The 26667-nt window shown below is 37.3% G+C and carries 24 protein-coding genes and 2 pseudogenes; 20 read left to right on the top strand and 6 right to left on the bottom strand.

Annotated features, from left to right (window positions below; genetic code table 11):
• Positions 1-30: 30 nt before the first annotated feature.
• The 12 genes and pseudogenes from E4N78_RS08710 (at position 31) to cbiD (ending at position 11197) form a co-directional block, all read left to right on the top strand.
• Positions 31-609 (top strand): MptD family putative ECF transporter S component, encoded by a 579-nt coding sequence (locus E4N78_RS08710; protein WP_255810167.1) that lies wholly within the window; start codon positions 31-33, stop codon positions 607-609.
• Positions 609-1295 (top strand): energy-coupling factor transporter transmembrane component T family protein, encoded by a 687-nt coding sequence (locus tag E4N78_RS08705; protein WP_255810166.1) that lies wholly within the window; start codon positions 609-611, stop codon positions 1293-1295. The genes E4N78_RS08710 and E4N78_RS08705 overlap by 1 nt, the downstream gene beginning before the upstream one ends.
• Positions 1286-2734: pseudogene (locus tag E4N78_RS13845) on the top strand (ABC transporter ATP-binding protein). Before E4N78_RS08705 ends, E4N78_RS13845 begins: the two are co-directional and overlap by 10 nt.
• A 410-nt stretch (positions 2735-3144) precedes the next feature.
• Positions 3145-3756, top strand: a complete 612-nt coding sequence (locus tag E4N78_RS08685; RefSeq protein WP_255810164.1) for a TetR/AcrR family transcriptional regulator — start codon at positions 3145-3147, stop codon at positions 3754-3756.
• A complete protein-coding gene (locus E4N78_RS13935) occupies positions 3749-4213 on the top strand; it encodes an ABC transporter transmembrane domain-containing protein (RefSeq protein ID WP_255810163.1) in 465 nt (154 codons plus the stop codon). Before E4N78_RS08685 ends, E4N78_RS13935 begins: the two co-directional genes overlap by 8 nt.
• Before the next feature lies 1 nt (position 4214).
• Entirely contained in the window at positions 4215-4625 is a 411-nt protein-coding gene (locus tag E4N78_RS13930; protein WP_255810162.1) for an ABC transporter transmembrane domain-containing protein, read from the top strand.
• 41 nt (positions 4626-4666) lie between these two features.
• A complete protein-coding gene (locus tag E4N78_RS13925) occupies positions 4667-5500 on the top strand; it encodes an ABC transporter ATP-binding protein (RefSeq protein ID WP_255810161.1) in 834 nt (277 codons plus the stop codon).
• The gene (locus E4N78_RS08665; RefSeq protein WP_255810160.1) at positions 5501-7225 is read left to right on the top strand and encodes an ABC transporter ATP-binding protein; all 1725 of its coding nucleotides are present in this window, start codon (positions 5501-5503) and stop codon (positions 7223-7225) included. It begins immediately after the preceding gene.
• Between the two features lie 9 nt (positions 7226-7234).
• On the top strand, positions 7235-8743 hold the full coding sequence (locus E4N78_RS08660; RefSeq protein ID WP_255810159.1) for an ABC transporter ATP-binding protein: 1509 nt from the start codon (positions 7235-7237) through the stop codon (positions 8741-8743).
• 146 nt (positions 8744-8889) lie between these two features.
• A complete protein-coding gene (locus E4N78_RS08655) occupies positions 8890-9450 on the top strand; it encodes an energy-coupling factor transporter transmembrane component T family protein (RefSeq protein ID WP_442267880.1) in 561 nt (186 codons plus the stop codon).
• A gap of 14 nt (positions 9451-9464) precedes the next feature.
• Entirely contained in the window at positions 9465-10046 is a 582-nt protein-coding gene (locus tag E4N78_RS08650; protein ID WP_255810157.1) for an MptD family putative ECF transporter S component, read from the top strand.
• 59 nt (positions 10047-10105) lie between these two features.
• Entirely contained in the window at positions 10106-11197 is a 1092-nt protein-coding gene (gene cbiD / locus E4N78_RS08645) for a cobalt-precorrin-5B (C(1))-methyltransferase CbiD (RefSeq protein ID WP_255810156.1), read from the top strand.
• Between the two features lie 2 nt (positions 11198-11199).
• On the opposite strand, the gene E4N78_RS08640 is transcribed toward cbiD, so the two are convergent.
• The 4 genes from E4N78_RS08640 to E4N78_RS08625 form a co-directional block, all read right to left on the bottom strand.
• A complete protein-coding gene (locus E4N78_RS08640; protein WP_255810155.1) occupies positions 11200-12852 on the bottom strand; it encodes an ABC-F family ATP-binding cassette domain-containing protein in 1653 nt (550 codons plus the stop codon).
• A 67-nt stretch (positions 12853-12919) separates the two neighbouring features.
• On the bottom strand, positions 12920-13774 hold the full coding sequence (locus E4N78_RS08635) for an NAD(+)/NADH kinase (RefSeq protein WP_255812338.1): 855 nt from the start codon (positions 13772-13774) through the stop codon (positions 12920-12922).
• Positions 13775-13820: 46 nt separating this feature from the next.
• Positions 13821-14846 (bottom strand): DegT/DnrJ/EryC1/StrS family aminotransferase, encoded by a 1026-nt coding sequence (locus E4N78_RS08630; protein ID WP_255810154.1) that lies wholly within the window; start codon positions 14844-14846, stop codon positions 13821-13823.
• 5 nt (positions 14847-14851) lie between these two features.
• Positions 14852-15358: a chemotaxis protein CheW gene (locus E4N78_RS08625; RefSeq protein ID WP_253684409.1), complete on the bottom strand. Its 507-nt coding sequence runs from the start codon at positions 15356-15358 to the stop codon at positions 14852-14854.
• 168 nt (positions 15359-15526) lie between these two features.
• On the opposite strand from E4N78_RS08625, the pseudogene E4N78_RS08615 reads away from it, so the two are divergent.
• From E4N78_RS08615 to E4N78_RS08600, 4 genes and pseudogenes are all read left to right on the top strand, one after another.
• Positions 15527-16138: pseudogene (locus tag E4N78_RS08615) on the top strand (biotin transporter BioY).
• 3 nt (positions 16139-16141) lie between these two features.
• Entirely contained in the window at positions 16142-16882 is a 741-nt protein-coding gene (locus E4N78_RS08610; protein WP_255810152.1) for an ABC transporter ATP-binding protein, read from the top strand.
• Positions 16873-17481, top strand: coding sequence for a CbiQ family ECF transporter T component (locus E4N78_RS08605; protein WP_255810151.1), 609 nt, complete (start codon positions 16873-16875; stop codon positions 17479-17481). Before E4N78_RS08610 ends, E4N78_RS08605 begins: the two co-directional genes overlap by 10 nt.
• A gap of 153 nt (positions 17482-17634) precedes the next feature.
• Positions 17635-20364, top strand: coding sequence for a valine--tRNA ligase (locus E4N78_RS08600; RefSeq protein ID WP_255810150.1), 2730 nt, complete (start codon positions 17635-17637; stop codon positions 20362-20364).
• Positions 20365-20454: 90 nt separating this feature from the next.
• On the opposite strand, the gene E4N78_RS08595 is transcribed toward E4N78_RS08600, so the two are convergent.
• Complete coding sequence (locus E4N78_RS08595) at positions 20455-21495, bottom strand: hypothetical protein (protein ID WP_255810149.1); 1041 nt, start codon at positions 21493-21495, stop codon at positions 20455-20457.
• Between the two features lie 534 nt (positions 21496-22029).
• Between E4N78_RS08595 and E4N78_RS08590 the strand changes: the two genes are divergently transcribed.
• The 4 genes from E4N78_RS08590 to E4N78_RS08575 are packed head-to-tail and all read left to right on the top strand — an operon-like array spanning position 22030 to position 25598.
• Positions 22030-22950, top strand: coding sequence for a helix-turn-helix transcriptional regulator (locus E4N78_RS08590; protein ID WP_370645035.1), 921 nt, complete (start codon positions 22030-22032; stop codon positions 22948-22950).
• Between the two features lie 59 nt (positions 22951-23009).
• Entirely contained in the window at positions 23010-23798 is a 789-nt protein-coding gene (locus E4N78_RS08585; RefSeq protein ID WP_255810147.1) for an ABC transporter permease, read from the top strand.
• Positions 23779-24810: an ABC transporter ATP-binding protein gene (locus tag E4N78_RS08580; protein WP_255810146.1), complete on the top strand. Its 1032-nt coding sequence runs from the start codon at positions 23779-23781 to the stop codon at positions 24808-24810. Before E4N78_RS08585 ends, E4N78_RS08580 begins: the two co-directional genes overlap by 20 nt.
• Positions 24807-25598 (top strand): ABC transporter permease, encoded by a 792-nt coding sequence (locus E4N78_RS08575; RefSeq protein WP_370644893.1) that lies wholly within the window; start codon positions 24807-24809, stop codon positions 25596-25598. Before E4N78_RS08580 ends, E4N78_RS08575 begins: the two co-directional genes overlap by 4 nt.
• A gap of 17 nt (positions 25599-25615) precedes the next feature.
• On the opposite strand, the gene E4N78_RS08570 is transcribed toward E4N78_RS08575, so the two are convergent.
• Entirely contained in the window at positions 25616-26563 is a 948-nt protein-coding gene (locus tag E4N78_RS08570; protein WP_255810144.1) for a helix-turn-helix domain-containing protein, read from the bottom strand.
• Positions 26564-26667 lie beyond the last annotated feature (104 nt).

Raw genomic sequence — 26667 nt, 5'->3', positions numbered from 1 at the left:
TGTTATAATTGAAAATATTGGAGGTTTTTTATGAAGTTAAAAGACATTGTACGGATAGCCGTGTTGACGGTTATCGGGTTTGTAATCGGAATGGCAATTTCGATGCTGACGGGAACACTGGGAGCCATAGCCTTATACGCTTCTGCAGGATTTGCCGCTTTTGCAGTCGGCCCTGTTTTTGTGATAACGGCTAAAAAAGTAAAACACCGCTGGACGGCATTTTTATTTTGGCTTATCTACGGATTGTTATATACCCTTATGGGCTATTGGATAATGATACCGATTTGTTTGGTTTCGGCAGTGCTTGCCGAGCTCATCATCGGCGATTATTCAAGCAATGTAAAAGTTTCAATCGCTTTTTCGGCTGCAATGTTTGTCGTTGCAATGCACCCGATTATATTTGTCAAAGTATTAGGTGCGGAAGGAATTACGAAGTTCGCTCCGTCTATTTCAAGTGAACAAGCTCAGTGGATGATTCGGTTTTATACGGTAAAAGCCATCGCAATAGCGGTAGCCTGCAACATCGTCTTGGAATCTTTGGCAGGCTTATTCGGTACCTATATCAACAAAAAGTTCTTTGAAAAGAGCAGTAAAAAGAGCGTATTATAATGAAGCCGGCAAGAAACACTCAAGGATGGTCAATGAATCCGATAACGCTTTTTATACTCATACTGCTCACATCATTCTTGGTGTTTCTTGTCAATCAAACCATGTATTATGTGCTGCTCGGTATGAGCTTTCTTTTTTTGTTCTTATTTTCGTACACGGAAGGCGTAAAAAGGGCCTTGGCCTACATCGGCCTATTTTTGCTGATAAAGCTCTTGGCATATATCGATTTAGGAATGACAACCGGCGCATTGATAGGATTGATTGCTTTATTTTTAAGGCTCTATCCTATCTTTAACATCGGAAAGATATTGATTTTAACCAGTCCCTTAAAAATTATGAGCGCATTGCGTGCGGTAAAAGCGCCGCAATCTCTTTCGATAGGACTGGTTACCGCCTTACGCTTTTTGGACGAAATGACGGCACGGTTAAACGAAATAAAAAACGGTATGAAGGTGCGGGGTTTGCGTTTGAGCCTGTTACATCCTATCCGTTCGTTTGAACTCTATCTTATTCCCCTTATTTATAAATGTCTTCATGTAAGTGAAACGCTGACCTCTTCGATAATCGCAAAGGGGATTGAGTACGAAGGAAAAAAGACGAGTTATAGACCGGTGCACTTCGGCTGGTATGATACGGTGGGTTTATTAGCAGCTGTTTTTTTACTATGGATATCCGTATGGGCATAGTAGAAGCAAGAATAAAAAACTTCACCTATGAAAATGATGAAAGTCCCACGCTCCATGCCATTGATTTGAGCATTGAAGAAGGCGAGCTCGTTGTGCTTACGGGTTTTTCCGGCTGCGGGAAGACTACCTTAACGCGGATATTAAACGGCTTAATTCCCTATCATTACGGCGGAATACTCGACGGTGAGGTGCGCATTTTAGGGAAGAACATCTTGGATTATAAAAAGGGCGAATTGGCAAAGTACATCGGCAATGTGTTTCAAAATCCGAGTGATCAGTTTTTTGCTACCATTGCAGAGGAAGAGGTTGCCTTTGCCGGAGAAAATCTCGGTATGGATTTTCAAACCCTGTGCGAAAAAACCGATGCTGCTTTTCAAACGATGCAGATAGAATCGCTTAAAGGTGCAAAACTTTCAGAGCTTTCCGGCGGGCAAAAACAAAAGGTCGCCATCGCTTCCACACTCATCTATGACACAAAGCTGCTTTTTTTCGATGAGCCTTCTTCCAATCTCGACTATGAAGGTATTGTGCAATTTCAAGCGATCATACGGGATTTAAAGGCGATGGGAAAAACGATTATCATTGCCGAGCACCGTTTATTTTTCTTAAATGAATTGTACGATAAGCTCATCTACATGAAGGACGGCACTATCGAAAAAATTTTTTTGAAGGGTGAATTGACAACAGAGGATTGCAGGCGGTACGGACTGAGGGCAATACGGTATGACAGTCTTGTCTGCGAAAACCCTTCGGTGCCGAAACAAGCGGTTACGCATATCGAGGACTTGAGCATTTCTATCGGCAGGCGGGAACTTATCAAAAATCTTTCATTTGATGTACACGCAGGAGAGATTACCGCCGTTATCGGAAAAAAACGGTATAGGAAAGACTACGCTCGGTAAGGCCTTAGGCGGGCTTTTGTCTTGCAAGGGGCAGATCGGTTACGGGAAGCGGCGGCGGCAGCGCTTAAAGACAGCGTATTACATGATGCAGGATGTTGACTATCAGATTTTTTTCGATACGGTAGAAAACGAGCTTATCCCTTCTTCAAAACGGAAGAATGAATCCTATTTGCAACAAGCGGCTGAGTACCTGCACATAATTGACCTTTGGGAAAAGAGGCTTGACCATCCGCAGGAACTTTCAGGCGGACAAAAGCAGCGGCTCGCTCTTGCAACGGCTTTTTTTTAAGCGGCAGGCGTATCATCATCTTAGATGAACCGACCAGCGGTCTCGACTACAAGCGCATGGACGAAATCGCAAAGCTCATCTTACACTGCGCTCAAGAAGTTCCCGTGCTCATCATCACCCACGACTTGGAACTCTTATTCAAAGTCTGCAACACCGCCCTCCTGCTCGGTGAAAACGCATACAAGAAAATTCCGGTAAACGGAAATGAAAGAGAAATTATTGGGTTTATGGGGAAACTTTCAATATAACTCAAATTCGACTCTTCTCTAATTCAAGCGGAAAAAGTTCGCTGTAATGTTCTGCAATTAAATCATATACATTCATAGTTGTTCCTTATGATACCCCTGAAAAACTTAAGAATACTACAAAAGCAATAAAGAAGCAATACTTTTAATAAGAGATTGAGGCATATTTTGAATAATATACTTGAAATTGAATTACAAGATACCGAGTTGGAATTCACTTATATTGATCATGATAGAGAAATTGTAAAAGCTATTGTAATAACCTAAAAATATACATTTTAATAATAAAGATACTTGACTAAAATTTAAAAAAATGATAATTTAATTATTAAAGATAATTAGATTATCAAATTAAAAATATACGGAGAAGAAGACCGGTGTCATATTGTTCGGACATAACTAAAAACAGAATTTTGGAATGCGCTAAAGAAGAGTTTTTACGGAATGGTTTTGAAAAAGCACAGGTGGGGGAGATTGCGAAAACGGCGAATGTAACCACAGGTGCAATATACCGTCACTTTAAGAATAAGGAAGAACTGTTTTTTACACTTATTGAAGATGTATATGAGTACACATTAGATATCGTAACGGATGTTGAAATTAGAAGTACTGATAAAGCGTCTATGCCGCTATCGGAAGAAACTGACAATGTTGTTATTGAAGCATTATTTTCTGAAACCATGAGGTTTGTAGATTATATGTATGAGCATTTTGATGAGTTTAAGCTGCTTCTTGCCTGCAGTAAAGGTTCACGGGTAGAAAATTTTGCGGAAGAAATTGCAGATAGATATACGCATAAAAATATGAAGCTCATTCAAGCCACAGCCGGCAAAAAATCTTCTGCAACCAAAATTAAAGAACTTGAGGTACATATCATTACGAAAGGTTATATAACGTCATTATGTGAATGTATCATTCACGCTATTCCATACGATGATGTGAGCAGGTACATCAAGAGCATTGTTACTTTTCAATATTATGGTTGGGGCGGCTTATTAAATGAATTGAGGATATATCATGAATAATAAACAAAGCAATGTGGTTTCATCTCTATTGAGATATGCGGGAAATAAAAAAGCCGATTTATATAAATCAATTTTTTGGGCAATTATAGGAGAACTGTTCGGAATGGTTCCATTTATTGCTATAGCAAAACTGATAGAAAAAATCTATTTATATGAAGCAACGTTTAAGACCGTTATATACATAACGTTAATAGCCTTATTAGGACAAATATTGAAAGGTACTTTTACATTATATTCAACGGTTATTTCACATAAGGCAACCTATCATATTTTAAAAAACATAAGAAGTAACATTGCGGAAAAAATGTTATCGGTACCTATGGGAGTAATGATTGACACACCAATAGGCACATTTAAAAACATAATGGTCGATACAGTATCAAAACTTGAAGATTCTATGGCTCACTTTATGCCGGAAATAACATCTAGTGTGATATCCCCTGGTCTTGGATTATAGAATGGGCTTTGCTTCCTTGCTTACCATTCCCTTAGGTATGCTCGGATATATCGGCATGATGAAAGATTATCAGATAAGAAGTAAGACATATGCAAAAGCGCAAAATGATATGAATAGCACCTTGGTTGAATATGTAAACGGAATAGAAGTTATCAAAGCATTTAATCAAAGTACTGCTTCTTATGAAAAATTCAGTAATGCAATAGATTTTTTTCACAACAGTACCTTGAGTTGGTGGAAGCAAAGTTGGTTTTGGTCTGCGTTTATTCAGGCAGTTACGCCTTCAACCCTGCTCGGTACTTTACCGGTCGGAGCCTATTTATATATGAACGGGCAAATAACTTTGTCAAATTTTATCGTTTGCATTATTTTACCTACATTTTTTTTGATTTTGATTTTTTCAGTTTTATAGCGCATTTTATAAAAGTAGGAAAGTATTCCGAGCAATTCAATATGGTAAAGGCAAGTTTAGGCATGATAGAATTGTTTTTGTTAAAAGATGAGCTTATAAGACCGAAAGAAAAAGTAACATTTGATAATACGTTATACCGTTTTGAAAATGTTTCCTTTGCGTATGATACGGAATTGGTAGTAAAAAATATCAGCTTTGAACTAAAACCGAATACGGTAACGGCTCTGGTAGGCTGCTCCGGATCCGGTAAATCAACTATTGCTAAATTAATGGCCGGTTTTTGGGATCCTACAAAAGGGCATATCTTTTACGGCGGCAAAAAAATATCAGAAATACCATTTGAGCAGCTTACCGGTGAAATAAGCTATGTGGCCCAAGATACTTTTTTATTTAATACAAGCATAAAAGAAAACATCAAAATAGGAAAGCCCAATGCAAGCGATGAAGAAATTATTGAGGCGGCAAAAGCAGCCTCTTGCCATAATTTTATTATGGAATTGAAAGACGGCTATGATACAAAAGTCGGAGACGGAGGAGGAGAGCTTTCTGGCGGAGAGCGCCAGCGCATTACTATTGCACGCGCAATATTAAAACAATCTAAGGTCATCATTTTAGATGAAGCGACCGCTTTTGCCGATCCGGAAAATGAATATTTAATTCAAACCGCAATCAATAATCTTATAAAAGGTAAAACGCTTATTGTTGTGGCTCATCGACTTTCAACAATTACACATGCCGATACTATTTTAGTTATGAAAAACGGAGAGATTGTTGAAAGCGGTATTCATGATGAGCTTTTAAATCAACACGGTGTATATACCTCATTATGGAATAAATATGTCGGCGGAGTAGATGAAGATAAGGAAGAACAATAAATGTTTAACATTGTAAGAAGAATATTAGAAATATCAGGCGAATACCGTTCAAATGTAATTCGAGGTCTTATTTTCGGCGCATTTAAATCTTTTTTTGCTTCGTTTATGCTGTTTTCGGTTTTATTTATCCTGATAAACCTTGAAAAATTAAATATGCTCATTATTTTGCAGGCTGTTTTAATTGTAGGAATAAGTATATTGGGGAGGTTTATCTTTCAATATTTGTGTGATAGAAACCTAAGTGCATCAGGCTATGAGATTTTTAGAGACAAAAGAATTGAAATAGGAGAAAAATTAAAAAAAGCACCGATGGGGTATTTTTCGGAAAAAAATTTAGGAACAATTCAAACCATCTTAACGACGACTATTTCCGATCTAGAGGCAATGGCTATGCTTGCAGTGAACTTTATTGTAGGCGGATTTTTTCATGCGTTCAGTATGACAGTTATGCTCTTGATATTTTGTTATCCGGTAGGACTGATATCTTTGACGGCGATTATTTTAGGGATTGCAGTATTAGGGTTGATTGCAAAACAAGCAGAAACCCATTCATCGGTTATGCAGGAGGCACAAGAGCAGTTAGTTACTCATGCTATCGAATACATCAGAGGCATTTCTGTGCTTCGTTCGTTTAAAAAAGGAAAAGAAGGTAAAGATAAGATTGAAGAAGCTTTTTCTAAAAAGTGTAACGTTGATATAGCCGTTACGGAAGCTACCGCATTGGTTATGAAGCTGTATGAGATGATTTATAAAGTTGCAAGCTGCGTGTTAGTATTTGTTGCAGTGATCTTGTATTTACATCATAGTATTCCGCTTTCGTATACACTTATGTTTATTGTATCCGCATTTTTGATATTTATGGAATTGGAGTTAATAAACAACGGGGCATTTTTAAGCAAAATGTTAGCAACACAATTGGATCGATTGGAATATATTTCCGACATTCCTTCTTTAGATGAAAATGGAAAGGATATAACTATAAACTCCTATGATATAGAGTTTAAAAACGTTGACTTCGGCTATAGCGAAAGAACAATCTTAAAAGATGTCAATTTAAAAGTAAACTCAAAAAGCAGCTTAGCGATTGTAGGCGCTTCCGGTTCGGGTAAAACAACATTGTGTAATTTAATAGCGCGGTTTTGGGATGTACAAAAAGGCGAAGTGCTGATCGGCGGAAGGAATGTAAAAGACTTTACTTCCGACAGTTTATTAAAAAACATCAGTATGGTTTTCCAAAAAGTTTATTTGTTTAACGATACGATTGAAAACAATATAAAATTCGGAAATCCGAATGCTTCTCATGAAGAGGTTATAGCAGCGTGCAAAAGAGCCTGTTGTCATGATTTTATTATGAACTTTCCGGATGGATACCGCACCCTTATCGGCGAGGGCGGTTCTACCTTATCAGGAGGAGAAAAACAAAGAATATCCATTGCACGGGCAATTCTTAAAGATGCTCCGATTATTATTCTTGATGAAGCAACTTCGAGCGTTGATCCTGAAAATGAACATTTATTAATCAGTGCGATACGGGAGTTAACAAAAAATAAGACGCTTATAAGTATTGCTCATAGATTATTTACCGTTAGAGAAGCTGATCATATTATCGTTATAGATAAAGGCAGAGTTGTGCAGCAGGGAAGTCATAAAGAGTTGATTAAGCAAGAAGGAATTTACAAGCATTTTATCGAAATACGCGAAAAATCCATCGGCTGGCATATATAGGATAATTGAATGGCAGATAGTATTGTTGATTTTGATGATGTAAGTTTTAGCTATGGAACACAAACAGAAGGTTCTTTAAAGCATATCAATCTTAAAATAGAAGAAGGAGAATGTATTGTCCTTACAGGACAATCCGGCTGCGGAAAAACAACTATTATGAGGTTGATAAACGGTTTAATACCTCATTTTTTTGAAGGCAGTTTGACAGGATGTGTGAAAATTCTTGGTAAAGACACAAAAACTACTTCTGTAGGAGAGCTCGGCAGAAACATTGCTTCCATATTTCAAAATCCGAGGAGTCAATTTTTTACAACAAACACCACGGCAGAAGCGGCATTTGCTTGTGAAAATTACGGAATAGAGAGATCAGAAATGATAAAGGGCATCAACAATGCGTTTTATGATTTTGACGCTGAATGCCTTATGAATAGAGATATGTTTTCTTTGTCAAGCGGAGAAAAACAAAAGATTGCTATTATTGCTGCAAAAACTTTAAATCCTAACATATATGTTTTTGATGAGCCATCTGCCAACTTGGATATTCATGCAATTATGCAGTTACAAGAAATGATACGGAAGCTGAAAGAAGCAGGACATACGGTTATTGTTTCGGAACATCGCTTATTTTATTTGAAAAACTTATGTGATAGATGTTTTATCATGAGTAACGGAAATATCGTTAAAGAATTATGTAAAAGTGATATTGAAAATATCAATACAGCCGATTTGACAAACTATAAACTGAGAACATTTAATATAGAAGAAATCGAGTTGAATAGGGAAAATAAAACAGGATATGAGAGAAGCAGCAACATAAAATTTGAAATTAAAAAAGTATCTTTTTCATATAAACATTCTAAGAAGCTTTTAGACAATATCAATATAACAGCTTATGCAGGGGAGACCATTGCGATTATCGGACAAAACGGTGAAGGTAAAACTACTTTAGGGAAAATTATTGCGGGCTTATTAAAATCCGCTCATGGCCGATTTTTCCTTGACGGCAAACAGGTAAAACAAAAAGAATTATATAAAAGTGTTTATTTTGTCATGCAGGAATCTGATTATCAATTATATTCAGATTCTGTTTTATCCGAGCTATATGTAAGTTCCGGATTATCCAGCAAAAGGAATACGCAAAAAATCGAATGTATAATGAAATTATTACATATCTTTGCATATAAAGAAAAGCATCCATGGGCACTATCAGGGGGGCAGAAGCAACGGGTAACTATTGCGGCAGCGATGGCCTCAAATAAATCTATTCTTATTTTTGATGAGCCGACTTCCGGGCTTGATTACGAAAATATGAAAGCAGTTTCAAAAGCAATAAACATTCTGAGCCGACAAGGAACCATAAACTTTGTTATTTCCCATGATTTGGAATTTCTTAGCCGAGTTGCAACAAGAGCCGTTTTTATGGCAAACGGTACAATCGGCGGAAGTATCAGTTTAAAAAATAATCGAGACTTTAGAACCGTAAAAGATTTTTTGTTACGGAATGGAGTTGCAAAGTAATGTTTAAGCGATGTAAACGATATGCAATAAAATATGATCCAAGGATTAAATTATTGCAAGTTTTATTAGTAAGTATTTTTGTTTTTACATTACCGGGTAAAAAATATGAGATATTGCTTTTTTTATCGGTCTTTATATTCGCAATAATGAGCGGTATACATAAAACTGCTGTTAAATTTCTGTTTGTATACAGCGGGCTTTTTATAGCAGCCGAGATAAGTCCTTTATTTATCGCAACAACAATACATTATTTTCTTTTATGTTTTGTTACAATACTACTTGCTGCAACAAACTTGATGAGAACTGCTGAAATATCGGAAATATTGGCTACCTTACAAAACATGAAAATTCCATACTATATCAATATTCCTTTAGCGGTTATCCTGCGTTTTTTTCCTACGATAAAACAAGACATTGTTTGCATTAAACAAGGAATAAAGACTAGAGGAATAGATGTTTCTCTATTGGGTGTATTAAAGCATCCATGTAAAATGTACGAAATGATGTTGATACCGCTCTTAATGAGAATGTTATCTACTGCAACGGAATTAGCCGCTTCCGTTGAAACACGAGGATTAGGTGTTTCAGGTAAAAAAACAAGCTATAGAGAAGTTCGTTTCGGGATGCTTGATATATTGCTATTGATAATAATGCTCGTTTTTTATACAGCTGTTGTTGTTATGAAAATAAAAAATATTGAATTTTAAGGAGAACTTAACTTATGGAAGGAAAAAGAAATTTTCAAATTAAAGATTTGATTATTACGGCATTGATGGTTCTATGCTCACAGATTTTGTACAGAATACTGTCTTTTCTATTTATGTCGCCATACACAATGCTTTTAACAATGCCTATCTGGGCAATCATCGGAGCAATTGCTTATTTCTTAGTACCTGCTAAAACAAAAAATCCATGGATGATATTATTGTTTTGTATACTTACAAGTATTATAGGCTTTTATCCGCCATATATAATCAGCTGCATCATTGGCGGTGTTCTTGCAATGCTCATCGCAAGAATAAAAGGAATTGAAAATTATAAAGGCTTGACAATCGGATATATACTATTTTGTGTTCTTTCAAGTTTTGGAGGAATGTATGTGCCGTTTTTATTTTATGCAGAGCAAACACTTAATGCATATAAAGAAATGTTTGGAGCCGAGTATTTGGAAACGTTAACTAAACTTGTTTCACCTACAATAACCGTAATAATGCTTATTATAACGGCGCTATGCGGATGTATTGGAGCGCTTATCTCGAAAAAGCTTCTTAAAAAACATTTTGAAAAAGCAGGTATGATTTAAGAAAGGGTGTATATCCTCTTTCAAAAACCCATTTTTAATGCTATAATCTTATCCATAAAATGAAACTGGATTTATATATAGACAAAGACGGACAAAAGCTAAGATGCGGATATACGACGGGGAGCTGTGCGGCGGCGGCGGCTAAGGCAGCGGCCTTGATTTTAGGCGGTGAAACTATGACCTCGGTTAAAATCGATACGCCTGCAGGACTTGTCCTTGACCTTCCGGTAGAGCATTGCCGCTCCTATAAAGACAAAGACGGGACAGCTATTGGAGAGGCCGCCGTTCAAAAAGATGCGGGGGACGACCCGGACAGCACCGACGGCATCTATATCCATGCTCGGGTATCTTATAGAAACGATGGGAAGGTTCTCATTGACGGTGGAGAGGGTATAGGAAGAATTACCAAAAAAGGTCTTTTCGGAGAAGTAGGGGAGGCTGCCATTAATCCCGTACCCCGTCAAATGATAGAAAAAGAAGTTTTAAAGGTTTCAAAAAGAGGCTTCAATGTAGAAATTTTCAGTCCTCAAGGAGCCGAAATCGGCAAAAAAACCTTTAATAAAAATATCGGTGTTGAAGGCGGCATCTCTATTATAGGCACAAAGGGCATAGTCTATCCTATGAGCGAGGATGCCATCAAAAAAACCATCTATCTTGAAATAGACGGAATATTACAAAATTCAGGAAAAAAAGAAATACTTTTGGTGCCGGGAAACTATGGGGAAGGCCTTAAAGAAAAACTAAAAACTATAATAGACCTTCCCACTGTAAAAATTTCAAACTATATAGGAGATAGTTTAAGCTATGCCTATTCTAAAGGCTTTAAAACTATGACCTTACTAGGACACATAGGTAAATTCGCTAAACTTTCCATAGGTATTTTTAATACTCACAACCGCACCGCCGATACGCGCATGGAAGCCTTTGTCTACTACCTTGCCATGCATGGGGCAGACAAAAAAACAATCGAAACGGTCAATGCTTTTTTAACGGCTGAAGAAGCCTTCAACTATCTTGTTGAAAACAAGATGGAAATGATTCTCAAAGCCATGGAAAGAGGAGCCGAAGAAAGAATCAAAAAATACCTCAAGGATGACAGCCTTTCTATAAGGGTTTTAATCTATTCGATGAAGCATGGCCTTATCAGCTGAATTTAAATCTGCATCTTTTTGGTATTGCCGTATAGTTCTTCACGCAGCTTTTTGACGTATTCGTCTTTTATATAATCGTCAAAATTCATCATCCTGTCGATTACGCCGTTGGGAGTAATTTCGATAATTCTATTTGCAATTGAAGAAATAAATTCATGGTCGTGAGAGTTAAAAAGAATAACACCGGGGAATTCCACAAGGGCATCGTTTAAACTTGTAATAGCTTCAAGGTCGAGGTGGTTTGTCGGCTCATCCAATATTAAAACATTTGCTCCCGAAAGCATGAGCTTACTCAATATACAGCGTACCTTTTCGCCTCCGGATAGAACGTTTACGGGCTTTAAGGATTCATCACCCGAAAAAAGCATTCGGCCTAAAAAGCCTCTTACATAGGCATCATCTTGGTCGGGGGAATATTGTTTAAGCCATTCGGTAATATTTAAATCGTTATTAAAGTACTCGGCATTGTCCTTATTAAGATAGGCATGGGATACGGTCTGTCCCCAGTAAACATCTCCCGAATCGGGGTTTAATTTTCCGGTTAAAATATCGAAGAGGGCGGTTTTTGAATTATGCTCTTGACCTACAAAGGCTATTTTATCGGTTCTGTTTACCGTAAACGAAAAATCGCTTAAAAGCTGAATGCCCTTTTCTTCCGCTGAGTCGGGTGTCTTATAAGAAATTTTTTCGGTGCGGACAACATTGTTTCCGATTTCCCTATTGGGCTTAAAATGAACATAAGGGAATTTACGGCTTGTAACTTCAATTTCTTCTAAGGCTAGTTTATCATAAACTTTTTTTCGGCTGGTTGCCTGACGGCTCTTTGCAGCATTTGAAGCAAAGCGTAGGATAAACTCCCTCAAATCTTTCATCTTTTCTTCTCTCTTCTTTTGTTGGTCCTTAGCCTGCCTTTGCATAATCCTGCTCATCTGGTACCAGAAATCGTAGTTGCCGGAATACATGCGGATTTTTCCGTAGTCAATGTCGCAGACATGGGTACAAACTGTATTTAAAAAATGTCTGTCGTGAGAAACAACAATTATAATATTGGGAAAGTCGATTAAAAATTCTTCAAGCCATGCTATGGATTCAAGGTCTAAACCGTTTGTAGGTTCGTCTAAAAGAAGAATATCAGGGGTGCCGAAGATGGCTTGAGCAAGCAAGACCCGTACCTTCTGTCCCTCATCCAGTTCACTCATCATCCTGTCATGGTAGTTTTCATCAAGCCCCAAACCTGAAAGAATTTGTTCTATTTGATTTTCAGCCTCCCAGCCGTTTAAATCTGCAAATTCGGCCTCCAACTCCGAAGCTCTTATTCCGTCTTCTTCGCTAAAATTTTCTTTTGCATAAATGGCTTCCCTTTCATTTCTAACATTGTAGAGCTTAGGATAGCCCATAAAAACCGTGTCTTTTACACTGTATTCGTCAAAGGCAAAGTGATCCTGCCTTAAAACAGCCATTCGCTCTCCGGGGGTAATGCTGAACTCACCTGAGTCATGCTCCAATTCTCCCGAAAGCACTTTTAAAAAAGTAGACTTTCCGGCTCCGTTTGCGCCGATAATTCCGTAGCAGTTGCCTTTTGTAAATTTTAAATTAACATCCTTAAAAAGCGGCCTGTCGCCGAACTTTAAACTTAAATCGCTTACTGTAATCATAAGCTACGATAATACAATAAAGGGGATAAAATGTCAATCAATTCAATTTTTGCTGTCAATTTTTACATCAATTCAGTTTGGGCGATGAAGAACCCGACCAGCCGAGTTTTGAGCGCAGGGCCTTGTAAAAATTATCGGGAGAACAGCCTGCCATTTTTACCTTATTGGGAGACTCGCTTATTATAATCTCATCATCTTCTTGTAAAGAAACCATCTCCTGTCCGTCAATTGAAACTATAATATCTTTTGCTCTTGCAGGAAGAATTTTTATCTTCATTTGACCCGACGATGGAAGAACCAAGGGGCGGTTCGATAAGGAAAAAGGAGAAATAGGGGTTAAAACAAAGGCCGATACATCGGGATCTAAGATTGGTCCTCCTGAAGCTGCCGAGTAGGCAGTCGAACCTGTAGGAGTCGAAACGATCACCCCATCAGCCCTAAAAACACCGAAAGAAATTCCGTTAAAGGAAATATCCAAGTTTATCAGTTTTGCTATGCCCGAACCTGAAACAACGGCATCATTTAAGGCTTCATATTTTACAATTTCTTTATTTTTCCGTTTTATAGAAGCTGAAAGAAGCATCCTTTTATGTAAGGCTTGTTTTCCGTTTAAGAGGTGTAAAAGTTCTCCTTCCCATTCCTTAGGTTCGATATTTGCTATAAAACCGAACCGTCCTAAATTTATCGGAAAAACGGGGATGTGCCGCGGAGCACTGTAACGGGCAGTAAATAAAACCGTACCGTCTCCGCCAAGGCTTATTGCAAGGTCATAGTCTTCATTTAATTCGGGAGAATGGGAGATGCCGTCATATTTATATACAAAAGAATCGATTCCCTTTGCCGATAAAAAAGCTTCGATTTCTTTACAAATCTTTTTTGCATTAGGTTTTTCGATACTTAAAACTATAAGGGCTTTTTTCAAAATTTCTATTTCCTTCAAAAGGCCCGGCCTAATTTTATAAAAGAAATTAGGGCAGGGTAGCTAAAACTCTTGCAATCTCGGACGACTTTTTTGCACCCAATCGCGGATAAAGAGGAAAAAGAACACATCTTAATAAAAGAGAAGATGCATTTATAAAACTTTCTTGACTTTCTTTTAAGTATTCGACGGTAGAATTTTTAAAAGCAAGCTCTATATCTATATCCTTTTTTGCCGCATATTTTTGTACATCAGAAACTCCCGAATTTAAAATAACCGGAAAAGAATAAACCGGATTTACCGTGTCTTCTTTTTGAGCTATCGTTTTATGTTTTCCCTGCATCAAAGAACGGACATAGGACTCGTGCATTTCCTTGCGCTGCTCCATGTTTTTTGCCATCTGTTTTAACTGAACAAAGGCTAAGGACGCATTTATGTCGGGCAATTGGTCTGTAAGAGGGGATTCGTCATAAAGCTTTTTTAAGACTATTGCATTCCGCCTTTCGGGAGCAAGTAATACGGCTCCTCCTCCGCCTGTTAGAATATCCTTTTCTTCCAGTCCCAAAATCGAAAAAACTCCCATACTGCCGGCATATTTTTCCTTGTAGGCAGCTCCTGCACTTTGAGAAATATCCTCTATTATGGGAATGTTTAAGCTTAATATCTTTTCGATATCAGGTAAAAAGCCCAAGGTTTCATGTAGGACAAGAACTCTTCCACTGGCTTGAACCGCATTTTCAATGCTTTCAAAGGAAGGAAAAACGGAATCGGCTTCTACATCAAGCACAATCGGTTTATACCCTTGGCGGTTTAATTCTACATATTGCCAAGAGGGTGCAAGGCTTGAGATAATAACCGATGAACCGTTTTCAAGATTTAAGGCCTTTAAAGCATAGTTTAAAGCTATGGACGGGCTTCTAAATGCAGCGGCTCCGGCTGTTTGAAATGTTTCGCAAACCTGCTTGATAAGTTTTTGATTCATTTCGCCGGGGCCTATTTTTTCCTCGACCATACATGTAAGAACAGCATCCATTTCGGAGCGTCTTATAGTGGAACTGTAAACAGGTACTTTCATAATTTTTATAAATTCGTAATTTTCTGTAATTCTTTCGGATTAAAGAGCCTGTGAATATCCAAGATTATTAGGTAACCGGGATCTCGGCGGACAACGCCGTTAATGTATTCGGCTCCGATACCTGCTATCATTTGAGGCGGAGGCTGTACTTCATCTTTTTTTACATCAACAACACGGGCTACTCTATCGATTATAATACCGATTTTGTTATTCTCAACCTTTATGATTATAAAGCCGCCCAAAAACTCATCGCCTTCATCTAAAGAAGCCTTTTTTATGTGAAATCTCTTGTGAAGACTTATTACCGGAATAATTTCGCTTCGTAGGTTAAAAATTCCTTCAACATAATACGGAGCATTCGGAATAGGCCTTACATCTTGAACCCTGACTATTTGGTCAACATCCATAATTTCTACACCGTAAAGTTCTTCTCCGAGTTGGAATGTAACTAATTTTAAAAGGTCATCATTTTCGACCTTGGCCTTTTTATTAAGGCCTCCTGCATTTGCCATATAGTTTCCTTCCTCCAATATTTAAGATATTATCATACAAACACATAAAATTCAAGGGGAAAATGGAGATGTTTTAGTTTTATTTAATTTTAATAAGGTCTTGACATAGGTTTCTTAAATTGTTAACCTGTTTTATTATTATAGTTATCAATTTGATTTGGAGAAAATATGAGCTCAAATTTTAAACTATCGATTATGCTAATTTTTGTTCCGCTTTTTGCTGCCTTTATTGCCGTAAGCGGTTTTATAGCATTTCCTCTTCCCGGAACTCCCGTTCCCATAGTGCTTCAAAATATGATGCCTATTTTGGCATCGGGGCTTTAAGGGGGGCTTTACGGGACGGCTTCAACAGCTCTTTTTTTGATTGCCGGTTTACTCGGCCTTCCCGTTTTTTCGGGCGGAAGAGGGGGGCTTGCCCATCTTTTGGGGCCGACGGGAGGCTTTTTAATCGGCTATCTTGCGGCAGCAGCTTTTTTAATTATTTTTTTTAGAAAGCCCGGAGAAAAAGACCTTGCCTTAGTTTCTTCAGGTAAAAATAAGAGCATTAAGTTAATAAACTATTTAAAAATAATTGCAGCCTCTTTTTCGGGTTTTGCTCTTATTTATGTTTTTGGGATAGCAAGATTTATGCAGCTTACAAACAGGGGCCTTTTTGAATCATTGAGCCTTGCCTGTATTCCTTATTTGCCGGGAGATTTTATCAAGATGATATTGGTTTCCGCTTTAATTTATAAGCTGCGTCCCGTTACGGCAAAATATTTTTTAGAGGCTTCTTCTTAAACTATGAAAGAAGAAATTATAAGCTTAAAAAATATAAGCAAGACCTTTGTTCAAAGCTCTTTTGACGGAACTGTTAATTTTAAAGCCTTGGACGAAATTTCTTTGAGCGTTTTTAAGGGAGAGTGTATTCTTATTTCGGGTGCAAACGGTTCGGGAAAGACTCTTCTTATGTCGATTATTGCAGGGCTTATAAGGCCCTCATCGGGGCTTGTAGATGTAAAAGAAAGATGCGGCATAGTTTTTCAGGATTCCGGCTTGCAGATATTGGGAGAAACACCTGAGGAAGATATTTTGTTTGGTCTAAAAAATATAAAACTTCCGCCGGAAGAAAGAAAAAAAAGATTGGAGGAAGCCTTGGAAAAAACAGGCTTAAAGGATAAGCGGTATTATTCTTCCCGTTCCTTATCGGGAGGAGAAAAGAGGCGGCTTTGCGTTGCAGGAATTTTGGCGATGAAGTTTCCGGTAATCATCTTTGATGAGCCCTATGCAAATTTGGATTATGAGGGGGTAGTGCAGGTTAATTCCCTTATTAAAGAATTAAAGGCCGAAAACTATACCCTTCTTATTTTAAGCCATGAGCTTGAAAAATGCTATGCCCTTGCCGATAGGTTTTTAGTTCTCCATAGGGTTAAAAAAGTTTTTGACGGGACCGCTGAAGAGGGCTTAAGACAAAACCTAAAAGAATGGAGTATAAGGCCTCCGCTTACTTCATACACAAAGAGGGAGGATTTAATTTGGATATAAGGCCCTTATTTTCTTACCGGAGGGGAACGAGCTTTTTACATAGGACGTCCCCCCTTTTAAAATTGTTCTTTCTTTTCGGGTTTACAGCCCTGATTTTTTTCTTTCCTAATTATGTTTTCTTTTATTCGGTCTTTTTTGTTTTTTTTGCCCGTTTTATAGGTTTTTCGTTTTTAGAGCAATTACTGGATTTAAAACCGATCCTGCCTTATTGCCTGCTTCTTGTAAGCCTCCATGTTTTTTCGGTTTTTATAAAAACGGAAACCGATATAAAAGATTTGGCCTTTCTTATTTTAAAACTTGTCTGCCTTATGCAGATAAGCTCCCTTTTTTTTAATACCACAAGCTCTCGCCAATTAAAAGAGGCTCTGGAAAAAATCTTACCCTTTAAGCTTGCCGTTTTGTTTTCCCTTTTTTTGTTTTTTATTCCTCTTTTGTTTTCTATTTGGACAAAGCTGGATCACTCTTGGAAGGCAAGGGGAGGAAAAAAAAGTCTTTTAAAAATTTTTAAACTTTTTCCGATTTTTATTTCCGAAGCCCTTTATAAGGGGCAGAAACTGATGTATGCACTGAAAAATAGGCAGCTCTGTTTGGTTTTGTAAAAGGAAATTGCAAAGATGAAATTAAGCTCAATAATTTGGCTAACTTAACGTTAAAATTCGCTTTTAGCAATAAATTTACTGCATAGCGTCTTGAAAACTTAGCCTTTTCATATTATAATCTCCTTTCATATTTTAAAACGAGTGGAGAAAACAATGAGCGAAAAATTGCAGGCGATTGAATTGGAAAAATCTTATAATCCTAAAGAATTTGAAGAGCGTATTTATTCCTTTTGGGAAGCCAATAAGTGCTTTAGCCCGATAAAAAGGAAAAACACAAAAAATACATTTACTGTCGTCATTCCTCCGCCCAATGTTACGGGCGTTCTCCATGTAGGCCATGCCCTCGATGAAACTTTGCAGGATGTAATTGTCCGCTATCACCGCATGAAAGGGGACGAAACCCTCTGGATTCCCGGAACCGATCATGCAGGTATTGCCACTCAATCCGTTGTAGAAAAAAAACTGAAGGCCGAAGGCAAAAACCGCCGTGACCTCGGACGGGACGCTTTTATCGAAAAGGTATGGGAAGTTAAAAATGAACATCACTCGATTATAACAAAGCAGCTCCGCAAAATGGGAGTTTCGGTCGATTGGGATAGGGAACGCTTTACCTTGGATGAGGGGCTTTCTCAGGCTGTAAGGGAGGTCTTTGTTTCTTTATATGAACAGGGGCTAATCTATCAGGGAAATTACCTTGTAAACTGGTGCCCTTCATGCGGTACGGCAATTTCGGATGATGAGGTTGAGTATGAAGACAGAAAGGGCGGCATGTACCATATTTATTATAAATTGGCAGACGGGGCAGTTTTACAAAATGAAGCCGGCGAAAAAATACAAAAAATAGGAATTGCAACCACCCGCCCCGAGACCCTTTTGGGCGATACCGCCATAGCCGTTCATCCCGAAGACCCACGCTATGCGTCCATCATAGGAAAAGAAGTAATTCTCCCTCTCGCAAATAGGAAGATTCCTGTAATTGCCGATTCCTATGTCGATAAAGAATTCGGAACGGGTGTTGTAAAGATAACTCCTGCCCATGACCCCAATGACTGGGAGGTAGGTAAAAGGCATAATCTTCCGGTTCTAAATATCTTAAACCCTGACGGAACATTAAACGATGCAGTTCCCGAAAAATACCGAGGCCTTTCAACGGAAAAAGCACGCAAGGCCGTTATCGAAGATTTGGAAGCTCTGGGACTTTTTAAAAATGAAGAAAAAATAAAGCACGCAGTAGGTTGCTGTTACCGCTGTCATACAAGTATAGAGCCCTATGTTTCAAAACAATGGTTTGTAAAAATGCAGCCCTTGGCTCAAAAAGCCTTAGATGCATGGAAAAAAGGCGATGTTGTTTTTTATCCTCAAAAATGGGAGAACACCTATGCTCACTGGATGAACAATATCCGCGACTGGTGTATTTCCCGTCAGCTTTGGTGGGGACACCGAATTCCTGTTTGGTATTGCACCGATTGCGGAAAAACTATCGTAAGCCGCACGGATATTACGGAATGTCCTCACTGTAAGTCAAAAAACATAAAGCAGGATGAGGACGTTTTGGACACTTGGTTTTCAAGCTGGCTTTGGCCTTTTTCAACCCTCGGCTGGCCCGAAAAGACCGAAGACCTCGCACGGTTTTTCCCGACATCGGCCCTTGTTACGGGACACGATATAATTTTCTTTTGGGTAGCAAGAATGATAATGGCATCCTTGCAGTTTACGGGCAAGGCTCCTTTTAAAGATATTTTTATTCACGGTTTGGTTCGGGATAAACAAGGCCGCAAGATGAGTAAGAGCTTGGGAAACGGTATTGACCCCCTTGTAGCTATCGAAGAGTTTGGGGCTGACGCCATGAAGTTCACCCTTACCTTTATGTGCGGTTCTCAAAGTCAGGACTTTTTAATCGACATGGAAAGTTTTAAGCTTGGCTCAAAATTTGCAAACAAGGTTTGGAACGCATCCCGATATATTTTAGGAAACCTTGCGGGCAGAACAATTGTGCCTGTCGTACGGGACGGCAGTCTAAACAACTTAAAAGAACTTGACCGCTGGATTTATCATGAACTAAACGAGGCGGCTCAAACGGTTCGCTCAAGCCTTGATTCTTACCGTTATAATGAGGCCGCTCAAAAGGTTTACGAATTCTTTTGGAATAATTTTTGTGATTGGTATGTTGAAGGTACTAAACTTTCTTTTAAGTATGGGGACGAAAAAGAGAAGGATAGGGCGGCTTCGGTGCTCCTTGCCGTCTTGGAAGAATCCTTACGTCTGCTTCATCCGTTTTTAGCCTTTGTTACCGAAGAGATTTATTCAAAGCTGCCCGGCAATTGTGCTGAAGGCGCCTTGCCTCGTGCTAAGATTTTAATGACTTCCGATTACCCCGAAGAAAAAAAAGAACGCATAGATGAGGCTGCTTCTATCCGTTTTAGAACATTGCAGGAAATTGTCCGCAATATTAGAGCCTTACGGGCCGAATGCGGCATAGACCCTCAGTTAAAGCTTAAGGTTTCTCTTTATATCGAGAAAAACTCTCCTGCGGAAGCTGCCCGTGAAAATTCCGAAATAATAGAAATGCTTTCAGGCCTTTCCGGTTTAAACTTTATCGATTCTCTTAAAGAAAAACCTGCCTCTTCAATCGGTGTAGTAGGAGCGGGCTTTGAGGCTTTTTTGATAACGGGAGATTCAATAGATATCGATCAATTAAAAAAGCGTTTTGAAAAAGAGCTTGAAAAAAATGAGCAAAATGCTTTAAAGATAGACTCTAAGCTCAAAAACGAAAACTTTGTTAAAAACGCTCCTCCCGAAGTCATCGAAGGCGAAAAAGAAAAACACGCCGAGTTTTTAAGGCGTATCGAAAAATTAAAAGGTTATTTGGAAGGAATGAGGTAGGGGACACTTATATCCAGTTTAGTATTACCCATTCAAAGGTCATACTATATTATACATACTAAAAGTATGCGTAATATAGTATGTTGAAGTTTATTTTACAACCTTTCCATCATCATCATAGTAAACAATGGGACAAACAAAACCTTTTACATTTGTTTTCGCTTCTTCTCCTTTTCCGCTATAAAGCAACTCATCTTTGACTAAATTTATAACATACGCTTTAGACGTGTCTGATTGTGTCGATGTCCAAAAATATGCTGTTTTCCCAGAGAATGAGCCTCCTATATTTGTTGTTTGTGAAAAAGTTGGAAGTCCCGTTATCTTTTTATTACGTATTGCATGAAATATAAGAAATGCTTCAGCTTCTGACGGCAAATACCCGTTTGGGCTTATGCTTTGACAGTATTTTGCAGCATTATTTGCTACAGTATCAGTTGCATATCCTGCTAGTATTTTTTCCGTATTTTCTTTACCGCCTCCGATGCCGTTTGACGTAATTATATTTTTTGCTGATGAACTCCATTGCTTTTTCTCGGAATTCTTTCCGGCATCAACATCCGCCGCTATATACCTCCAATTTGTACCTACTACATTATATTCGGTATATTCACCATTTCCTAAAAATTTAGTTTGTATTTTATCCTTTATCCCATTTCTAACATAGATAATTGTTTTACCGTCAATAACATCTCCTATCCCATATTTTGATACGGCAGGATACAGTGTCATATCACCGGTCGGTTTTATTTTTTGACCAAAGTCATAGTCTTTTGTATTGCCGGCTTTATTCTTACTCCATCCTTTAATATATTTTCCGTCTTTGTGTTTTACATATTCCAGTTTCCATTCACCCCCTGAACTGCTTTCACTGCCGTCTTGGGCGAGTGTTATTTCCGCTCCTGCTTTTATAGTTTGTTTTTTTAATTGCCAATTGTTATAACTTTCCGAACCGTTGTATGTGCAGTCTGTTAAATCGTATGTAATATCAAAAAAAGCTTTTTCACCAGGTTTCCATTGCTCTTCTTGCTCATTTTTCGGTTCTTGTCCGGTTGGGCAACCTGTAATTAAAACCACTGCACTAATTATTACAACTAATGCACCAATCATTGAAACTAATCTTTTTTGTTTCATCTTTCGACCTTCCTTCTTGCAATCTTTATTGCAATTTAATTTTTTATCTAAAATGCCGATTGGTTCCGTTACCTGTATATTTTCAGACAGATCAATCAAACATGTTTTAGCCGACTTAGCATTTATTAGTGAGGAAAAACTTTGATCCTTAAGATATTTGTTGAAAGATATATAAATTCCATTCAGAAAAAAGAATTCTTTAATGTGAGAGCAAAAATAAGATAAAAATCTATCGATTAGAGATATTGGAACTAATAGAGAAAATGGGGGGGGGGTAAACTCAGGCTAACATTTTTCGCTACTTTCTTCAAAATTAAATTTGGTTTTTTAGAAAAATTAAACTGCAAGCCGTTTGAAATTCGATTTACCATAAGTGTAATTCTAGTATATTAAGTCTAATTTGTCAAGGTTCCGCATTTGATATTTGATAATTTTGAGAGAAAATTCCCTATAAAACAAAATTGCAGATTAGGATGGCGTTTGTTTTTCCGGCTTAGTTAAACTACAAGACTGAAAATGCCGACTATTAAAAAAATGAAACTTGAACGGATTCTCGAAATAATTATATACTTATTGAACCATGAAAAGGTTTCCGCAAAATATTTGGCAGAGTATTTTGATGTGTCGGTCAGGACTATTCAGCGTGATATGGTAAGCATAGCCGAAGCCGGTATACCCGTATATACCTTGGGCGGAAGGTACGGCGGCTATGCCGTTTTGGAAAATTATAAAATAAAGAACATCAACATCAAAAACAGCGAACAGCAAATTATTATAAGCGCTTTGGAAAGTCTTGCAACTTCATATACAAATGACAAGCTCAATTCCTTAATCGAAAAATATAATGCCATTATCGAAAAAGAGGGCGGGCAAAAAGTCTTTTGGGATTTTAGCGTTACAAAAGAAAATAAAAAGGTGCAAGATTCCAATATGCTTTTGGAAAAAGCTATCGGCGGTAAGAACTATATGGTTTTCGATTACCGCAATTCCGAAGGAAAAAGTTCGCATGTTTGTGCGGAGCCCCTTGCAATTCATTATAAATGGTATGCATGGTATTTGTTTGCATACCTTAAAAAAACAAAAGAGTATCGAACCTTTAAGGTTGCTCGGATGCAAAACCTAGTCCTCTCAAAAGAAAGATCATTTATAAGACACGGCGATATACAACAAAAGATGAAAGAAGCCGAGTTAGCATATTATAAAACTTGCATCAATATAGAAATCATTTTTTCCGAAAAAGAAATTCCGCTCATCGAAGAGTATTTTCCTGACTCCGTTATCGAAAAACTTTCTTCTCACAAATGTAAAACCCATATTCATGTTCCTGCAAAAGAGCGGCTATGGAAGGCCTTACTCCTTAGCTTCGGAGATGCTGTAACCGTCGTTTCTCCTAAAGATTATAAAGAAGAGCTTATAAAAACAGCTAAAATTTTTTTTACTAATTACGACATATAGCTGTCGCCGTCCTGTGATAATGTATTTGGTATAGATTATTTTTGGACGGATACAGTGCGATGAAAAAATATCTTTTAATATTAAAAGCCTATTTTAAAGGTTCTCTTATGAACTTAATGGAATATAAGTTCAATTTTATAAGCGGCGGAACCTTTGAACTCGTATGGCTCTTTATGTATCTCATTTTTATCGATACGATTTTTATTCATACCGAAACGGTAAACGGCTGGGATAAGTACCGAATGTTGATGCTGACCTTTCAAGGGGGACTTATGGATTCCGTTTTTACTTTTTTGATAGTGCCTGGATTAAAAAGATTGCCAGAAATGATCAATACCGGCACCTTGGATTTTATATTATTAAAACCATTGAATCAGCGTTTTAACATTTCATTTAATGAGTTCGACATTCCGCAGATAAAAAATATTATCATAAATATTACCGGTTTGATGTATTGTCTTATAAAACTGAATATACGGATGACTCCTTTAAAATTATTACTGTATATTTTACTTTCGTTGAACGGCTTTTTTTTGATTTATTCGATTATGTTTATATTGATGAGTTTGGCTTTTTGGTTTATGCGGATGGATATTGTTATGGGCATAGGTTCCGAGCTGATTACCATCGGAAATAAACCTATGCAGATATATCCGCGGCTGCTTCAAAAAATTCTTATCTTTGTCATTCCGCTGTTTGTATGTTTTAATTTTCCTATTTTGTTTGCCGTTAAAGACTTATCCATTGGTTATATTCTATATTCTTTTGCGGCAAGTTTTATATTTTTTTTATTATCGAATTTTATTTTTAAAAAAGGAGTAAGGCGTTATGTCGGATCGGGCAGTTAATAACGAAAAAATTATTGTTGCAGAAAATATCTGCAAAAGCTATGCATATTATCAAAAAGATGCGGGACTTAAAGGCAGTATTAAAAATTTGTTTAAACGTAAAAAACTATATAAACCTGCGGTTAAAAATCTTTCCTTTGAAATTGCTCAAGGTTCGATAACGGGCTTAATCGGTTTAAACGGTGCAGGCAAAACGACAACACTTAAAATGTTATCCGGGTTGATATTGCCGACAGAAGGAAGCCTTACCGTCTTACAGTACAATCCTTTTGAAAAGAAAAAAGAATACCTCAGGCAAATTTCGATGGTGATGGGAAACAAGAGTCAGCTCTGGTGGGACTTGCCTGCCGTTGATTCCTTTGAGCTTAATAAAACCATTTACGAGGTTGAAGATGCCGATTACAAAAAAACGCTGCACACAATGATTGAAATACTCGGCGTACAAAAACAGGTGAATGTTCAGGTGAGAAGACTGTCTTTAGGAGAGAGAATGAAAATGGAATTGATAGCGGCTTTAATTCACAAACCGAAACTTATTTTTCTTGATGAACCGACTATAGGCCTTGATATAATTACGCAATATAACATAAGGGATTTTCTAAAACATTATTGCAATAAATATCATGCAAGCCTCATACTGACAAGTCATAATTTTAACGATATTGTTTCCCTTTGTACGGAGTTGATTTTAATAAATAAGGGAGAAAAAATATATTCAGATTCTTTTATTAACTTTAAAAATAAATTTTTAAATAAAAAATATTTTATATTAAAATTAAAATTATTGAAAGCGGATAAAATTATAAAAACCTTGCAAGAAAAAGGTAGTTTTTTTGCAGAAAAAACTGCAGAAGATACGGTTAAAATTTCTGCGGACTCAACTGCGAGTTTGGATATATTAAAAAATATTTCCAATGATTTTATTGAAGAGTTAAGTGATATTACCATTGAAAATATTTCGATGGAAGATGTTATCAGAAGATTGTATACATCGACTGAGGACATACTATGAGCTCCTATTACAAAGTTTTTAAAATAAGTTTGGCGAATCAATTGGAATATCGAGTTAATTTTATTTCCGGATTTTTATTTTCACTGTTTCCTTTTACAGTTAATGTATTGTTATGGCTTGCCGTCAGTTATCAAAGTAAAGATATACCTTTTAAAGCAGACGGTATAGTATCGTATTACTTTTTGACTTTGATAACCTACAATATTACTTCAACGGTTTCCGTATTTAAAATTTCCGATGATATAAGGCTCGGCACACTCAATCAGTATCTTATAAAACCGTATAATTATGCGCTGTATCAACTTGCTTCCGATTTGCCTCATCGTTTTATTTTCATTGTTATGAATGCAGTTCCGATTACGGTTTTATATTTTTTGCTGCAAAGATATTTTGTGTTTACACTATCATTATGGAAGGCTTTATTTTTTGTGCTCTTTTTGATTGCAGGTTATCTCATCAATTTTTTAATCGATTTTTTGATAGCACTCTATAGTTTTAATTTTTCGCGTGTTTCTTCACTCTATACATCGATACGGGTACTTAAAAATATTTCCGCCGGTATTATTTTTCCGCTTGTCCTTTTACCCGAATCGGTGTTTAGTCTTTTAAAGAACTTACCCTTTGCCTTTATTTCTCATATTCCGGTAAGCCTTTTACTCGATGATGTTCCGCTATGCACCGCTTTTATTTCCTTATGTAAAAGTTTAGGCTGGATAACGCTGCTTGCTGTTTTTTGTGCACTAGTATGGAAAAGAGGAATGAAAATCTATTCCGCCTATGGAGGATAGTATGTATAAAAATCAAATTACAAATCCCTCCGCATCCGGCTTGGAGTAATGCCGTAGGTTTCCTTAAAGGCTTTTTGAAAATAACCGTCTCCGTAATAGCCGACCGCTTGTGCTATTTCTATAATGGATAAGGTATCATCATAAAGGAGTTCGAGGGCCTTTGTCATTCTTATTTTTTGAGTGTATCCGTTTATCGTTGTGTTAAAACAATCTTTAAAACCGGTTACCAGTTTTTGTTGATTGATGGCAAACTTTTTGGCAAGTTCGGCAATCGTAACATGATCTGCAAAGTGTTCTTCTATAAAAGTTTTTACTTCTTTAAGGACGGCCTTGTCTTTTTGAGAAAGGTGCACATTTATTGCCGGTTTTGCTTTATAAATATAATCGTACAGAGGAGAAAAAACTTCCAAACATTTACCTTGAATATAGAGCTTTAACGCGCCTCCTTCCAATGTACATTCTTTAAGGCTGTTGCAAATTGCGGTTATTTTCGGAATGACAATCGGCTCAGGATTAAGTACGCATGCAGCTCTTTCAAAAAAATCCTCTTCCAATGTGATAGGTAAAGAAGAAAAAAACTTTTCCCGAAAGCCGAAACCTATATTGATAAACCGTACATGAGGTTCAATCCTCTTATATCCGTAAAAACTAAAAGTATTGACATAGGCATTAAGCCCGTATTCAAATTCGCAAGACTTTTCTTTTTTTTCATAATAAGAGGCGAGCCCTGTGTAATATTGCCCAAGTTCGATAATTCTTTCATTTACATTATCCGCCTTGATAACAAGAGGCCGGTACAGTGTACAATCGGAAATAGTCGCCACAGCCGTTTCGGTATCTCCCAAGATGGAAAAACCGCCCGAGCCTTTTTCTTCATCCAATATATAATCCCTTCTTCCATCTTTTAAATGCTTGATAAAGCCGAAATGTTCAAAGTCCTCCCAATAATCTTCAACCGTACGCATGTTTACCTCTTCTCTTTTTAAAGTTTTTCTGTTCTATTTGAAGATTATAATAGTATATTTGACTTAAAAAGTCAAGTATTTTTATATTTTCTTTCTTATTTGAA

It is taken from the genome of Treponema denticola, from assembly GCF_024400535.1.
GTDB lineage: Bacteria > Spirochaetota > Spirochaetia > Treponematales > Treponemataceae > Treponema_B > Treponema_B denticola_C.
Note: the sequence above shows the minus strand (reverse complement) of the source record. Positions and strands in the feature narration are given on the sequence as shown.